The 14,044-nt window shown below is 68.0% G+C and carries 13 protein-coding genes; 6 read left to right on the forward strand and 7 right to left on the reverse strand.

The window, feature by feature from the left end; translation table 11 throughout:
• Nucleotides 1-2: 2 nt before the first annotated feature.
• Together ACFW3D_RS20785 and ACFW3D_RS20790 are read right to left on the reverse strand one after the other, a co-directional pair.
• On the reverse strand, nucleotides 3-2,495 hold the full coding sequence (locus ACFW3D_RS20785; protein WP_500505712.1) for a SpoIIE family protein phosphatase: 2,493 nt from the start codon (nucleotides 2,493-2,495) through the stop codon (nucleotides 3-5).
• Nucleotides 2,496-2,929: 434 nt separating this feature from the next.
• Nucleotides 2,930-3,721, reverse strand: coding sequence for a helix-turn-helix domain-containing protein (locus tag ACFW3D_RS20790; RefSeq protein WP_500505713.1), 792 nt, complete (start codon nucleotides 3,719-3,721; stop codon nucleotides 2,930-2,932).
• A gap of 117 nt (nucleotides 3,722-3,838) precedes the next feature.
• On the opposite strand from ACFW3D_RS20790, the gene ACFW3D_RS20795 reads away from it, so the two are divergent.
• The 4 genes from ACFW3D_RS20795 to ACFW3D_RS20810 all read left to right on the forward strand — a co-directional run bounded on the left by ACFW3D_RS20795 (nucleotide 3,839) and on the right by ACFW3D_RS20810 (nucleotide 7,245).
• Nucleotides 3,839-4,423 carry a GNAT family N-acetyltransferase gene (locus tag ACFW3D_RS20795; RefSeq protein ID WP_500505714.1) on the forward strand — a complete coding sequence of 195 codons (585 nt, stop codon included), beginning with the start codon at nucleotides 3,839-3,841 and terminating at the stop codon, nucleotides 4,421-4,423.
• Nucleotides 4,424-4,505: 82 nt separating this feature from the next.
• Nucleotides 4,506-4,850: a hypothetical protein gene (locus ACFW3D_RS20800; RefSeq protein ID WP_500505715.1), complete on the forward strand. Its 345-nt coding sequence runs from the start codon at nucleotides 4,506-4,508 to the stop codon at nucleotides 4,848-4,850.
• 220 nt (nucleotides 4,851-5,070) lie between these two features.
• Entirely contained in the window at nucleotides 5,071-5,946 is an 876-nt protein-coding gene (locus tag ACFW3D_RS20805) for an alpha/beta fold hydrolase (protein WP_500505716.1), read from the forward strand.
• Between the two features lie 351 nt (nucleotides 5,947-6,297).
• Nucleotides 6,298-7,245 carry an ornithine cyclodeaminase family protein gene (locus ACFW3D_RS20810; RefSeq protein ID WP_500505717.1) on the forward strand — a complete coding sequence of 316 codons (948 nt, stop codon included), beginning with the start codon at nucleotides 6,298-6,300 and terminating at the stop codon, nucleotides 7,243-7,245.
• A 179-nt stretch (nucleotides 7,246-7,424) separates the two neighbouring features.
• Here ACFW3D_RS20810 and ACFW3D_RS20815 read toward each other — a convergent pair whose 3' ends face one another.
• Together ACFW3D_RS20815 and ACFW3D_RS20820 are read right to left on the reverse strand one after the other, a co-directional pair.
• On the reverse strand, nucleotides 7,425-8,144 hold the full coding sequence (locus ACFW3D_RS20815; protein ID WP_500505718.1) for a hypothetical protein: 720 nt from the start codon (nucleotides 8,142-8,144) through the stop codon (nucleotides 7,425-7,427).
• Between the two features lie 57 nt (nucleotides 8,145-8,201).
• The gene (locus tag ACFW3D_RS20820; RefSeq protein ID WP_500505719.1) at nucleotides 8,202-9,614 is read right to left on the reverse strand and encodes an MFS transporter; all 1,413 of its coding nucleotides are present in this window, start codon (nucleotides 9,612-9,614) and stop codon (nucleotides 8,202-8,204) included.
• Between the two features lie 59 nt (nucleotides 9,615-9,673).
• Here ACFW3D_RS20820 and ACFW3D_RS20825 point away from each other — a divergent pair, with 59 nt between their 5' ends.
• Entirely contained in the window at nucleotides 9,674-10,153 is a 480-nt protein-coding gene (locus ACFW3D_RS20825; RefSeq protein ID WP_392613497.1) for a winged helix-turn-helix transcriptional regulator, read from the forward strand.
• 255 nt (nucleotides 10,154-10,408) lie between these two features.
• Here the strand turns inward: ACFW3D_RS20825 and ACFW3D_RS20830 are convergent, their stop codons facing one another.
• Nucleotides 10,409-11,467, reverse strand: coding sequence for a zinc-dependent alcohol dehydrogenase family protein (locus ACFW3D_RS20830; protein WP_500505720.1), 1,059 nt, complete (start codon nucleotides 11,465-11,467; stop codon nucleotides 10,409-10,411).
• 129 nt (nucleotides 11,468-11,596) lie between these two features.
• Complete coding sequence (locus tag ACFW3D_RS20835) at nucleotides 11,597-12,040, reverse strand: hypothetical protein (RefSeq protein WP_500505721.1); 444 nt, start codon at nucleotides 12,038-12,040, stop codon at nucleotides 11,597-11,599.
• A gap of 130 nt (nucleotides 12,041-12,170) precedes the next feature.
• On the opposite strand from ACFW3D_RS20835, the gene ACFW3D_RS20840 reads away from it, so the two are divergent.
• Nucleotides 12,171-13,061 (forward strand): LysR family transcriptional regulator, encoded by an 891-nt coding sequence (locus ACFW3D_RS20840; RefSeq protein ID WP_500505722.1) that lies wholly within the window; start codon nucleotides 12,171-12,173, stop codon nucleotides 13,059-13,061.
• Between the two features lie 81 nt (nucleotides 13,062-13,142).
• On the opposite strand, the gene ACFW3D_RS20845 is transcribed toward ACFW3D_RS20840, so the two are convergent.
• A complete protein-coding gene (locus ACFW3D_RS20845) occupies nucleotides 13,143-14,030 on the reverse strand; it encodes an SDR family oxidoreductase (RefSeq protein ID WP_500505723.1) in 888 nt (295 codons plus the stop codon).
• Nucleotides 14,031-14,044 lie beyond the last annotated feature (14 nt).

The following is a 14,044-nucleotide window of genomic DNA, read 5'->3' on the forward strand; positions in this document are numbered from 1 at the left end:
GGTCAGGCGACCCGCAGCTCACGTGACCGGGCGTCGCCATCGTCCGGTAGATCTTGTTCGGCCCAGACGACCTTGCCTCCCGGCGCCGGTCGCGATCCCCATCGGCGGGAGAGCTGAGCGATCAGGAACATGCCGCGGCCGTTCTCGTCCGTGATGTCGGCGTTGCGCAACTGCGGAACGCCGACGTTGGTGTCCGACACCTCGCAGGTCAGGACGGTGTGCCGTTTCAGGCACAGGGTGACCGTGCCGGATCCGTGGCGTACGGCGTTGGTGACGAGCTCGCTGACGATGAGCTTCGTGGAGTCCGCGAGATCGCCCAGTCCCCATGCGCGCAGCTGGCCGGTCACCAACTGCCGTGCGCTGCCTGAGGCATGATCGTCACTGGGCAGTGTCCAGGAGGCCGACCGGGTACCGAGTGAGCAGGTGCGGACCAGGAGCAGGGTGACGTCGTCGCACGATGCCTGCTCCAAGAAGGAGTTCGTCGCACGGTCGCAGAGGTCTTCCAGGGCGCGGTCCGGTTCGGCGAGGGCGGCTCCCAGGTTGTTCATGCCGTCCTGGATGTCGTGGTCGCGGGACTCCACCAGGCCGTCTGTGTAGAGCGCGATCAGACTTCCCTCGGGCAGTTCCAGCTCCACGGGCTGGAACGGTTCTCCGAGACCGAGACCGAGGCCGAGCGGGGTTCCGGGGGGCAGGTCCGGGAAGGTGACCCGGCCCTGCGGGTCGATGATCGCGGGCGGGGGATGCCCCGCCCTGGCCATGGTGCACACGCGGGTCGCCGGGTCGTAGACGGCGTATATGCAGGTGGCCCCCATGACGGCCGCCGTGCCGTCCGCGGGCTCGGTGTCTTCCTCCTCGACCAGTCGCTGGATCGTGTTGTCCAGGCGCGACAGCAGTTCGGCGGGTGGCAGTTCCAGATCGGCCAGGGTGCGGACGGCGGCGCGGAGCGTCCCCATGGTCGCCGCGGCGTGGAGGCCGTGCCCGACGACGTCGCCGACGACGAGGGCGACGCGCGCTCCGGACAGCGGGATCACGTCGAACCAGTCACCACCGACGCCGTGGTCGATGTCGGCCGGGAGGTAGCGCGAGGCCGCCTCGACCGCTGTGCCACCCCGCAACCTGCGCGGAAGCAGATTGCGCTGCAGGGTCAGGGCCGCGGTCTGCTCACGCGCGTACTGGCGGGCATTGTTCAGCGCCCGCACGGCGCGCCCGACGAGCTCTTCGGCCAGCAGCAGGTCGCTCTCCTGGAACGGCGTGGGGTCCTCGGTGCGGACGAACAGCACCACGCCGAGCACGGCGCTCCGCGCACGGATCGGGACGACCATCAGCGAGTGCACTCCGTGCGTGCGGAGCGCCTCCCCAACCGCCGGAACCTCGTCCATCCAGATACCAGGTGCACAGTCGAGAATCGGCTCAAGGTGCGACTTGCCCGTGCTCAGGACCGCGGCGAACGGCGAGGCCGACGGCACGGTGACCGGCTTGCCGCGCACCCACGGAGATTCCGGAGCCCCTGCGTGGATCGAGGCCAGCCCCGCACGGCGCAGCGCGGGGCGGCGTTCGCCGCCCGACCCCACACGGATCGGAGAGCCGTCGCCGGACGGCGCCGAGTGGTCCAGATCCACGGCGACGAAGTCGGCCAGCAGCGGTACCGCGAGGTCGGCCAGTTCCTGGCTGGTCTGCATCACGTCGAGCGTCCCGCCGAGCCGTGTACCGGCCTCGCCCACCACCGCGAGCCGCTCCCGGATCAAACGGCTCTCGGCGAGGTCGGCACTGACGAGACACACCCCGAGAGATTCGCCGCCGGCGCCCTGGAGACAGTGAAACGAAGCCGCGAGGGGGTGTGCCCGACCCATGCTCACCGGCAGCCACGTTCGATACTCGTGCACCTTCGTGGTGCCACTCTGCAGCACCTGCCGCGTCATCTCCTCGAGCGCTTCCGTCCTGGGACCGGGAAGCACCTCGGTGAGCCGGCGTCCCAGCCGCCGGTCACAAGGAATGCCGTCATGCTCCTCCATCACGTCATTGACGAACACGCACCGTAGTTGCGGGTCGCGCACGGCGACCCCGATCGGCGCGCGGCCCAGGAGCGGCCCGCTCACCAGGCTGCTCATCGCCTCCCCGGAGAGCGTGCCGGTGTCGACCAGCGAGACGAGCCACCGCACCGCTCCAGCCAGGCCGCGGAGCATCGTGATCCGCAGGCACGCCTCGATCACGCGTCCGTCCCGATGGCGCACCGCGGTGGTTCCCGACCAGCCGTTCTGGGCACGGCAGTGCTTGACGAAGTCCGACGTGCTTTGACGCTCTCCGAACAGCGGCAGCACGAGTGCGGCCGACCGACCCACCACATCCGCGGCCGAGTGCCCGACGAGGTCTTCGGCGGCCTGCGTCCACCCGACGACGGCTCCCTGCTCGTCGAGCATCGCGATCGCCGTGTCCGGGAGACCGAGCCTGTTCGATTGTTTACCGAGCGCCAAGGCCTCGAAGCTCTTTGTGGTCATCGAACCGTCGTCCTTAGTCTGGGTGGGATCGGTCGTGCGGTCGGAGAATTACCGCGATTACCAGAAAGACCAAGCAAGGCCGTCATCTGTGACAAATCGGTCAGATGGAGTCGGTCGAGCCCCTCTGCCCTCCAGGGGCCGGTGCCGAGGAAGACGGCCGTGCTGCACGTCGAGGTGCCCCGTGGACACCTCGACGTGGTGCCTGCTGCGCGAGCACATGTGACGAGGAGAGCACCCTCGGGCACCGCCGCGACGACGCGCGTCTCCCCGCTGGTGGATGGCGGAAGTTCCCTCGGCGCCTACTCCTATGGGCGATCCCCATCGAGCGGCCCGGGGTCTTGCCCCTGCGTGATGCGGTCTGCCCCGGTCCCGCGGGCGTGCTCACCGCGGGCATGGCTGCTGTGCGATCGCGCCGAGAACACCCGCAGGATCCCTCAACCGTGGCGGCGCAAGATCGTCTCGGTCTGCTCGTCGGCAGGGAAGAACAGCTCGATTGACAGATCGGACAGGGTGACGTCCATCGGGGTCCCGAAGGTGCTCAGGATGCTGAACATCGACAGTTCCTCACCCTCGAGCTCCAGCCGCCATGACAGGACCGGGTCGTCTGCTTCGTTCTCGGAAAGATGGCTCCAGGTGTGGCGTTCCGGGATGGCCGGCCAGGTCGCGATCTCGTCGGCGAGCGCGGCAAGGCGGGGGTCCTGGGTTCGCACGACGGCCCGGTCGAGCCGGCGCAGCAGGTAAGCGGACCATTGCGGAAAGTTCAGGGTGCGGCCGGCGAGTCCTGCAGGGTGCAGGGCGGTACGGAAGAGGTTGGTCGGCGTGCCGCCAACGTCCTCCGGGATTCCGGAGACCAGTCGGCGCGCAGCACGGTTGCTGAGCCGCACATTCCACTGCGGGTCGATTGCGACGCCGGGGAACGGCTCGTGCGTGTCCAGCAGCGCCTGCAACGAGGCCCGGACCCGGGCAAGCGCCGGTCCTGTGAGGGGTGTCTCCGGATAACGGGGAGCGTATCCGGCCGCCAGCAGCCAGTCGTTCCGCTCCCGCAGCGGCACGTCCAGATGCTGGGCGATCTTCATCAGCAAGTCGCGGCTCGGCTTCGACTTGCCCAGTTCGACGAAGCTCAGGTGGCGTGGCGAGATGCCGATCTCATGCGCCAGGTGCATCTGGCTGAGGCGGGCCAGTCCGCGTTGCCGGCGGATCAGGTGTCCGACGTTCGCATCTGTCACGGGACCTCACGATAGCCGGGCGGCATTGTCGGATCGAGTACCTGCCAGGTAATCGCATCCGCGCACCCTCAACAGGCAGGATGGCGACGTTCCCCCAGGTTGTGAAAGGAACCGAGAATGTCGCTCTTCGACGCCGCGGACGCAATGCGCTTTCTTACGCGGAGGTGCGCGCCGCCGAGGGAAAATCGGCGTGTTCTCGTCCAAGGTTCCGAAATCGGCCCCGTGGTTGTCGAGCGGGCGACCGTGGGTGATCTGGGGCAGGTCAACGAGATGCACCGGCGCTGCTCACCGGCCAGCCGCCGGGCTCGGTATCACCGGCCGCGCGAGTCGCTCACGCCCACCGAGTGGAGAACGCTGTGCGGTTCCGAAACCGGTTGGACCTGGCTCGCACGTCCGGCCGCCGATTGCGGTCGGGTTCTGGGCATGGTCAGCGTGCTTCCGTACTCCAACCGTTCATCGTGGGACCTCTCGATTCTGATCGATGATTCTTGGCAGGGCCGCAGACTCGGTACGATCATGGCCGGTCACGCCGTCGCGTCGACCCGAGCGGCCGGCATCGATTCCGTCGAGGCCATTACCGAACGCGACAACGTGAGGTCACTCAAGCTGCTGCGGCGCTTGGGCGCTGACATACGCGCCTGCGACGCATCCACTGTGGAGGCGCACATCCGCCTGCACCGCGTCGCGCCATGCGTGCGCTGAAGGAACGCACACCCCGCCGCCGCGAAGCACTTCGCCGCCAACATCCTGCGTCTCAACTACTTTCGTCGACGAAGGGCCAAACATGTTCGCTTTCAGGATTGCTCTCGTGGGTGCGTGGGCCGCGATCATGGTGGTGAGCATCAACGCCATCTCCACCCTCGGCTTGGCAGACGGCAAAGTGTTCTTCACGGATTTCTCGAACGGGTGGCGGGCGCAGGTCAACGGCGACTTCGTCATACATATTCTCATCGCGATGGCATGGGTCGCATACCGGGAGCGAACTTTTCCACGTGTACTGCTCGCGGTGCCGACAGTCCTCGGTAGCGTTTACCTGTTGCCGTATATCTTCGTTGCCACTTACACGTCACGGGGCCGGTTCACCGCACTCGTTCTCGGGAACGAGCGTGCAGGGCTGGTCGTCAACTGAGGGTCGGCTGCTGCGGTTCGGAGCAGGTCAGCGCTGCCGAGGCTTGCGTCAATCGACACTGTCGATCGCCGATTGCGATTGACGAGCCGGCAAGCCACACGACTTCGGTCTCGGAGAGTGTCGCGGCGGGCAATCATTGCGCGGCAAGCGCCGCCTTGTGGAGCAGCAAATGAAGGTTGTTGCGACGACGTCACACCTCCACACAGAGGGGAGCTCGCCCATGCGATCCACATCGCACGAGCAGGAACTCAGCCGGGTCGACATACCGCAGGGGACGATCACCTACCGAGTTGCCGGCCCCGCCGACAACCGCTATCCGCCGGTGGTTTTCGTGCACGGCCTTCTGGTCGACAGCCGGCTGTGGACCGACGTAGCGAACCGGCTGGCCGAACAGGGGATTCGCAGTTACGCGCCCAACTGGCCGCTGGGCTCGCACCACATCCCGATGGCCGCGGAAGCCGACTTGAGTCCGCATGGAATGGCTGATGTCATCAATGGATTCCTTGCCGCCATGAGCCTTGATGACGTGACGCTCGTCGGCAGCGACACCGGCGGCGGACTCTGCCAGTTCGCAATCGACGCTGATCACGGCCGAATTGGCAGGTTGGTGCTCACCAACTCCGATGCGTTCGAGCTGTTCCCGCCCCCAGGCTTCAAGATGGCCGTGGAGATCGGCCGGCACCCGGCGCTGCTGTGGATGCTGATGTGGGTGCTCACCCTCAGGCCGGTCAGGCAGAGCAATCGCGGCTACGGCTTGGTGTTCCGCGAAAAACCGAATGCCGGCGTGACCCGCCGCTGGATTGAGCCGGCGCTGAAGGACGGGCGCATCCGTCGGGATACCGCGAAGGTAATGGCCGCTATCCGGCCGGAAAGCTTGCTTGATGTGGGGTCACGTTTCGGTGAGTTCACCAAGCCGGTTCACCTGGTGTGGGGTGACGACGACGCGTTCTTCCCGCTCGAGGTCGCTGAGCGGCTTCGGAACGCATTCCCGAATGCCACATTGGTGACCATCCCGGGCGGGCGGACGTTCATCTCGATGGACCACCCGGATGTGGTGGCCGAGGTGGTGGCGACTGCCAGCGGCGTCGCGTGCTGACGAGCCCAATTCGGCCGAGCGAGCACCGCCGCCTCGCCTCGTTCCGCGAACACCTCGGCTGACGGAGGACACGCACAGCGCTGCCGTACTTGTACCTCGCCCGAATTCCGGCGGCGCAGTAGTCGAGCGCGGCAAGCAGGACCGACGCGGCTCGGTCCCGGAACGATCATCCCACCTGGTCCGGCCCGTTCCCGGTGATGAGCGCCACCGTCTTCACATGCCCCAACGCCTCGACAATCCTGTCGCCCGTCCTCATGTCCGGGCAGGCATGGAAAGGCGCCTCGTGCAGGCCGTCTTGACTCCACTTCCGTCGAATCCGGCTGCCGCAGGATGCGTGAGATCGTGACCCGTATGACCCGCATCCTGACCCGCACCGACCTGCTGAATCTGCTCGATCCCCTGGCCTGCATCCAGGCTCTGCGCGAGGGGTTCAGTGCCTCCGTTGCAAACGCGGTCCCCGGTCAGCGCGTCCGTACCGACCTTCCCTTTCCAGGTACCGCAACGGCTCTGCTGCCCGGACTGATGCCTGGCATCAACGCCTACACCGTCAAGGCCAACGCCAAGTTTCCCGCTGCCTCCCCTGCGCTCCGGGGAGTGATCTGTCTTCACAGCGGCACGGACGGCGAGCTGCTGGCCCTGCTGGACTCCGCGACCATCACCGCCTGGCGCACGGGGCTTGCTGCGGCGCTGGCCACTCACCTGATCGCCAGGCCGACCGGGAGCGGGCCCGACACGGTCGGCGTCATCGGAGCCGGCGCCCAAGCCGAACTCACCCTCCGCGGACTGCGTGCACTGCGAGGCCGGGACCGCCTCGTCGTCCACGACACCGATCCGCGGCGCGCAGCCTCCTTCGCCGACAAGCACGGCGGAACCGCTGTCTCCACGCCTGCACAGGTCGCCGCTGAGGCATCCGTCGTGGTCCTGGCGACGTGGTCCCGCGAGCCCGTCCTGCACCTGAAAGAACTCAGGCCCGGCCAGCACCTGACTTCTCTCGGTGCCGACGAGCCGGGAAAGCAGGAGCTTGCTCCGGACGTGCTCGCCTCCACTCGATTGATCGTCGACGACGTGGCACTCGTCGTCGCTCACGGCGCACTCGCCAACGCCGGCCTGCCGGCCTCCGCTGTTGCGGCGTCGTTGAGCGAGATCATCCGCGGTGACGCTCCCGCACGCACCCACGACCTGGAGATCACCGCCTACACCCCGGTCGGACTGCCCTGGCAAGACCTGGTCCTCGCTTGGCTGGCCTATCGACAGGCCGAGGTTCAGGAGATCGGTGCAAGCCTCGATCTCCTCTCCTGAGCAGCCACCTGCCCAGATCATCAGTTCCCGGAGCCAGGGTCGGTGATCGAGGGCAGCGCGTGACGTCCGGTGTCCTGACGTAGCAGCCGACTGTGGACGGCGGCAAGGTCGTGCGGGCCGAGCTGGACCGGCCTTCCGGACCCGTGCCCCCGAACGCGTAAGGATCCCCCTGGCGAGCGTCAGCTGAAGTGGATGTCGCCGAGGTCGATCGCGACCATGATCTCGTCGGGGATGGGGTGGCCGTCGACGTCGCGGAGGTAGGCCCGACGCTTGGTGGGCACGACGATGCCGTCCGCTTCCACGCAGTCGTACACATACTGCGCGGCGGCGAATCCGCCGGCCACGTCCACGTGGTAGTCGTGCCTGCGGAGCACATGGTCAGGGCCGAAGTAGAAGTCCTGATGGGTGCTGTGGCTGGCGATCCCGGATGGGAAAGCGGCCCGCAGCCCACGCCAGACCTCGTCCCCCTCCTGCCACGGCTCGATCTCGGTGACGGTAAAGCCGGGCATGGCCAGCAGGAACGGCGTGGTGAGGTAGGTCCACAGCGCATAGCCGTTGAAGTAGGCGCGGTCCAGCGGGTCCCAGGGGGTGTTGAGGGCATGGCCGCTGAAAGACGACCGCGGGTCCTCGCGAACGGCGACCACCCGCCCGTCAAGCTTGTCGATGCGCACACGTTCGGGGGTGAAGTCGCTCTTCTGGTCCGGGGCACCAAAGGGCCTGACCGAGGCGTGCTCCTCGTGGAGCAGCACCGTCATCTCGCGCGGCTCGGGATCCTGCGGCAGGCCCTTGGCGGCGAACAGTCGCCCCCCGCTGACCAGAGTGGCCCGCACCCGGGTCAGTTCCCGCCAGCGCGTGAGTCCTCCATGGGCTTCGATTGCCGCGGCAAGCAGTTCGTTCACGTAAGTCTCCTGCATTCGGTCGGCACCATCCGTCAGAGCCTGGACAGTCGCCTCGAGCTATCTCGACGCCGCAATCGCCATCCGCCCCGCGCCGCCGCGGCTGAGGTGCACGCCGAACGCCGACGTCGCCAGGCCCAGTACGGCGGCTGTGCACCAGACGATCCGGAAGTCGTGAAGTGAGGCGGCCCCGATGTGGGAGCCGACCACCGCGACCAGGACCGCGACTCCGACCGAGGTCGACACCTGACGGACGGAGTTGACCAGCGCCGACCCGGTCGCCGCACGGTAACCCGGTACCGCGTGCACACCCGCGGCCACCAGCGTGCCCAGTGCCAGCCCGACCCCAGCACCGGTCAACAGCTGGCTGGGCAGCATGCCGCCCCAGTAGTCCGGTGTGACGGACGCGAAGCACGCGAACCAGGCCATGCCGGCGGCGAACAGCAGCCCTCCGGCCGCGACCAGCGGGCCGTGTCCGTAGCGCTGTGCGGCGCGGGCGGTCAGCAGGGTGACGACCGGCACGAGGGCGGGACCGGGGGCCAGGGCCAGGCCGGTGCGCAGTGCGCTCCAGTGCCAGACGTCCTGGCACCACAGCACGTTCGACAGCAGCATGATCGCGAAGGCGACGCCGAACACGAGGCTGCCCGCGTTCGCCGCTCCGAAGCGCGGCAGCCGCAGGAGGTCCAGCTCGAACAGCGGGTGGGGGTGCCGCAGCGATCTGAGGACGAACGCGGCGCCGCTGATCACGGCAACCGCCAGGAGCACCAGGGTCCTGCCGCTCGTCCAGCCCCAATCGGGCGCCTGCACCAGCGCGCCGGACAGCGTCGCGACGGAGGAGATGACCAGCAGGGCGCCGAGGAGGTCGGGCAGCGGTCCGGTCTCCCGGGCGGCCGGCTTGGGCAGGACCGACCGGCCGGCGACGAACGCCGCGACGCCGATGGGAAGGTTGACGGCGAAGACCCACCTCCAGTCCACCTCGGTCAGCAGGCCGCCGGCGACCGGCCCGGCGGCTGCGGCGAGGCCGCCGACCGCAGCCCAGCTCCGGGTGGCATGGGTACGACGCTCGGCCGGTACCGTCGCCAGCAGCAGGGCCAGGGAGGTCGGAATCTGGGCGGCGGCGCCGACGGCCTGCACCACCCGGGCCCCGACCAGCGTCCCCAGGTTCGGGGCCAGGGCACAGGCCAGCGACGCGAGGGTGAAGACGGCGATCCCGGTGAGGAAGACCGGCCGTTGGCCTATGCGGTCACCGGCACGCCCGGCCAGCACCAGCAGCGCGGCGAAGGTGATCGCGTAGGCGTTCAGGACCCAGGACAGCGAACCGAGTCCCCCGCCCCCGCCCCCGGTGAAGGTCTCTCCCATCGCCGGAAGCGCCACGTTGACGATCAGCAGATCAAGGTTGGTCATGAACACGGCCACCAGGACGACGGCAACGGCCGCCCGAGGGTGCTTTGAAAATCGAAGCATCTGAGCCATGCCGCAAGCGAAGCACAGGGTGGTTTGGAAATCAAACCATCCAGGTGGACAATGGGATCGTGAGTACGCGCATCGATCCTCAGGACATGGCCGGCCGCCCCTGTTCGCTCGCCGCCGCCCTGCAGGTCATCGGCGACCGATGGGCCCTGCCCGCGATCCGTGAGGTCATGCTCGGCAACCACCGGTTCCGGCAGATCGCCAGGAATACCGGCGCTCCCACGGACCGCCTCGCGGCGCGCCTGAAAGCGCTGGTGGAAAGCGGCATCCTCGAACGGCGCCCGCTGCCGGACGACGCGCACCACAGCGGCTACTACCTGACGGAGGCCGGGCGCGACCTGGGAGGCATCACCCGCGAGCTCATCGGATGGGGCGACCGCTGGGTTGTCACCACACCACCCAGCCGGATACTCCACCGAGACCACGAACTCGTCACGCACACGGTCTGCGAAACCTGCGGTGAACAAGTCCACGGCGAAGACATCCACCGCGAGGAACTCACACCCGGCTGGGACCAATCCGGCCCAGTGCACTCCTCCTGAGGCCGTGGCGCTTGGAATTCGCGCGGAGAACGGCCGTCCGCCCGTGCCCCGTAGCGATGAGCGCGCTCTGCGACGTCTCCCGCCGTCACGAGCCAGTCGGGCGCTGCGACCGCCACGGCTTGCCGAACCCGATCGCGGACGCCGGCCCGGCTGGTGCACGCCGTCCGGCCGGCGAGCGGTGCGGTCTGCCCGAGTCGGGCGTTGTCGGCCTTGGCCGCGGCAGCCACGCCGTCCCGGCACCGGCAGGGTCCCGTCCTACCTGTCGTCGCCCTTCCGGCCGTCCTCGAAGGCGAAGAACGGCTTGGCGCCTCGTGCGGGTGTTTCCGCGAGCGCGATGGCTTCGGTGAAGCGTTCGAGTGGGAACGGCTGACCCTGGGGGATGCTCAGGACCCCATCGGCGACGAGAGTGCGGACCTCGGACAGGGCACGCAGCGCATCCTCGGGTGAGGTGGTGCCGAACCAGCGGTTCAGCCAGAAGCCACGGACGGCTTTGGTCTCGTAGATGATCGAGCGTGCCGGCAGCGGGATCGTCAGCGCCGCCGGATCGGTCTGCCGGTGGGTCGAGAGCGCTCCGTAGACGACGACCTCTCCTCCCGGAGCCAACGACTGGGACACCTGGGCACCCACATGGCCGGCGACACAGTCAATGGCCTTGCGCACGCCGTCCGGTCCCGCGATCTCGGAGACGCGCTGCAGCAGGTTCTCGTCCTCGGTGCAGATGACCTCGTCGCCTCCGAAGGCCTTGATCTCCTCGACGGCATCGCGCCGCCGCACGACATTGATCGTGCGGATACCCAGGTGCCCGGCCAACTGGATGACGAGCCGACCGACAGTGGAGCCCGCGGCCGTCTGCAACAGCCATTCCCCCGGCTGTACGTCGAGTTCGCGCGTCACGAGGAGCAGCGCGGTCAACGGGTTGACGGCGAGCTGACAGGCGTCGGAGTCGCTCAAGTGGTCGGGGACCGGCAGCAGCCTTCGCGTGTCGGCGACAAGGTATTCCTGCCAGGTGCCGGCCACGTGAGGCCCGGGGACCGCCGGGATGGCAACATTCACCACGCGCTCGCCGATCTCCAGCCCCCCGGTATCCGGCCCCAGGGCCTCGATCCTGCCCACGCATTCCATGTGACCACCGACAGCGGGAAACTCGGGGGAGAAACCGTAGCGGCCACGCAGTACGTGCAGATCGCTGGCGTGAATCGGTGTCGCCTTCACACGGATCAACGCCTGGCCGACTTCCGGCGTGGGAACAGGCCGGGATTCCAGCCGAAGAACATCAGCAGGCTCGCCGACCTTTTCGGCTACGAGCACGCGCATCGATTGAGGCATGACTGGCCTTTCACTTCTCAGCACCCGCCGGACTCCGCGGGCGTTCTGAATGGAAGATGCTGGTGCCGGCCTCCTCGACGACACCCGGGCTCCGGGCCCTACCTCCTCGCACAAATTTCAGCCGCCGTCGGCATCCGACGGGTCGGCGCAGTACTTCGCGTACTCAGTACCGGCGAAATGCTCTCCGAGCTTACGGGAGAAGTACTGCAGCATCGGCAGCGGACGGTGGTTCATCACAAGGTGTTGCGTCTTCCCCTCTTCATTCATGTAGACGACAGCAATATTGGCGATCGGCCTGCCGTCGACCGTCGCCGCATAGTCTTCGACGAAGCCGTTCTCTCCGTACTTGCCGATGTAGATGAAATCCTGGAATTCGTACAGAGTGCGCGCGTAGGACAGTATCGCCAAAACGTCCTTGGCTCCGTGGACGGTCCCGTTGAAGACCCCGGCCTCCAGCGTGACATCGTCGGCGAGATTGTCCAGCCAAGGGGGGTAGTAGTCCTTGCGCTGCCGCGCCGGGTCACCGCTGCCCAGATATGTCGGTGGCGTCTTGTAGGCCATCTTCAGCCTCCTCTATCGGTTGAACTTCCAACAGAGTCGCTGAAAACAACAGTCGCGGTCCAACGAAAGTCGGAGACTGCCGCCATCTCGTCGGGAGATACCGCGGGCGCGCCGGGGGGATACTCGGAGGGTGGAACTTCGCCAGCTCGAGTACTTCGTCACCGTCGCCGAGGAAGCGAACTTCACCCGTGCCGCCGCACGGCTGCACGTCGTCCAGTCCGCGGTCTCCACCACCATCAAGAACCTCGAGCGGGAACTCCGCACGCCGCTGCTGGAACGCACCCCCAAACGCGTGCTGCTCACCGATGCCGGTGCTGCCCTGCTACCGCGCGCCCATGCCGCTCTCGACGCCGCCCGGGAGGGCGCGGACGCGGTGGGCGAGGTCCGCGGCGGACTGCGCGGCACACTGCGGCTGGGCGCGATCACCACGGTCGGGCTCATCGACCTTCCCGCGTTCCTCGGTGAGTTCCACCGGCGTCATCCCGGCGTTTTCCTGCAGACCAGCGCCGCATCCTCCGGCTCCCGGGGCCTGGTCGAAGCCCTTCTCGAACGGCGGCTCGACCTCGCCTTCGTTTCGGGCCCCGGACCGCACCCGGCAGGCATCACACTGACCGACCTCGCCACCTCGGTGCTCGATCTCGTCGTACCGGCCGCGCATCCGCTCGCGAAAGGCCGCACCGCATCGATCACGGAACTGGCCGACCTGGACTTCGTCGACTTCCCCACGGGTTACAGCAACCGGACCGTCGCGGACCGGGCCTTCGCCGCTGCCTCCGTCCCCCATCGCGTCGCCATCGAAATCACCGACCTCACCACCGGCGTGGCCTACGTCCGAAACGGCCTGGGGGTGGCGCTGCTGCCGCGGGTCGCCCTCGGCAAGGAACAGGGCGTCGCCACACTGACCATCGACGACGCCGACCTGGAATGGCAGTTCTCCCTGGCCGCTCCGTCCGACCGCAGGCCCGGTGCTGCGGCACGTGCCATGATCGCGATGGCGCACGAGTTCCTCTGGCAAGGATGACCATCCGGCGCTGGACGACCAGTGGCGCGCCAAGCGATCGGCCGCCACCGCAGGTCCGGTCCCGGCGGCATCACGAGGATTTCAGCCCAGGTCGGGATAGTCGCCGGCAGCGAGGTCGTCGATCAGGCGTGGGTGGGCGGGCTTCCAGCCGAACCGTTCCCGGGTCAGCGCACTCGAAGATGGCATGTCAAGGGCGAACACGTGACCGATGACGCCGAAGCGCTCAGGCGGCGCCGATTCGACCGGCACCGCGAGAACGCCGCCGATGGCCTCGGCCAGCGACCTCATGGTGTCGCCCTCGTCGGCAACCGCGTGCAGGACCGTGCCCGGCGCGGCGTCCTCGAGTGCGATGCGGAACAGCGGGCCGACGTCGAGCAGGTTGACCGCCGGCCATCGCTGCGTACCGTCGCCGACGTAGGCTGACACGCCCGTCTTCTGCGCGGCGGCGATGAGCACCGAACAGAAGCCGTATGCCGACCCGCTTTGGTGCACCGAGCGCGGCAGTCGCACGACAGAGGACCGGATGCCCTGGGTGGCCAGGGCCAGCACCGCGTCGGAAGTGCGTCCGCGGCCGCCGACCGGACCGTTGGTGGTGTCGCGGTCCTCCTCGGTGGAGATGTGGCCCGGGACCATCGGCGTGAGGCCGGCGTGCACGAACGGCTTGCCACTGCCTTCGAGTGCGGCCGCGAGGGTCTGCACGGCGCGCGCTTCCTCGTCGATGCCCTGTTCCAGGTTGCTCCAGTCGTTGCTGAAGGCCAGGTTGATGACGCCATCGGCCTGTGCGGCGCCGGCGCGGAGGCTGTCAAGGTCGGTGAGGTCGCCGCGGAGTGGCTTCCCGCCGGCGGCGGCGACGGCCGTAGCCGCGGCATCGGAGCGGACGAGGCCGAGGACCTCGTGACCGGCGGCGATGAGTTCGGGAACGACAGCCGAGCCGATGCTGCCGCTGGCGCCGGTGACGAAAACGCGCATGGGAGGCTCCAGAT

Origin of the sequence: Streptomyces sp. NPDC058864 (assembly GCF_042742985.1) — a bacterium.
Taxonomy (GTDB): domain Bacteria; phylum Actinomycetota; class Actinomycetes; order Streptomycetales; family Streptomycetaceae; genus Actinacidiphila.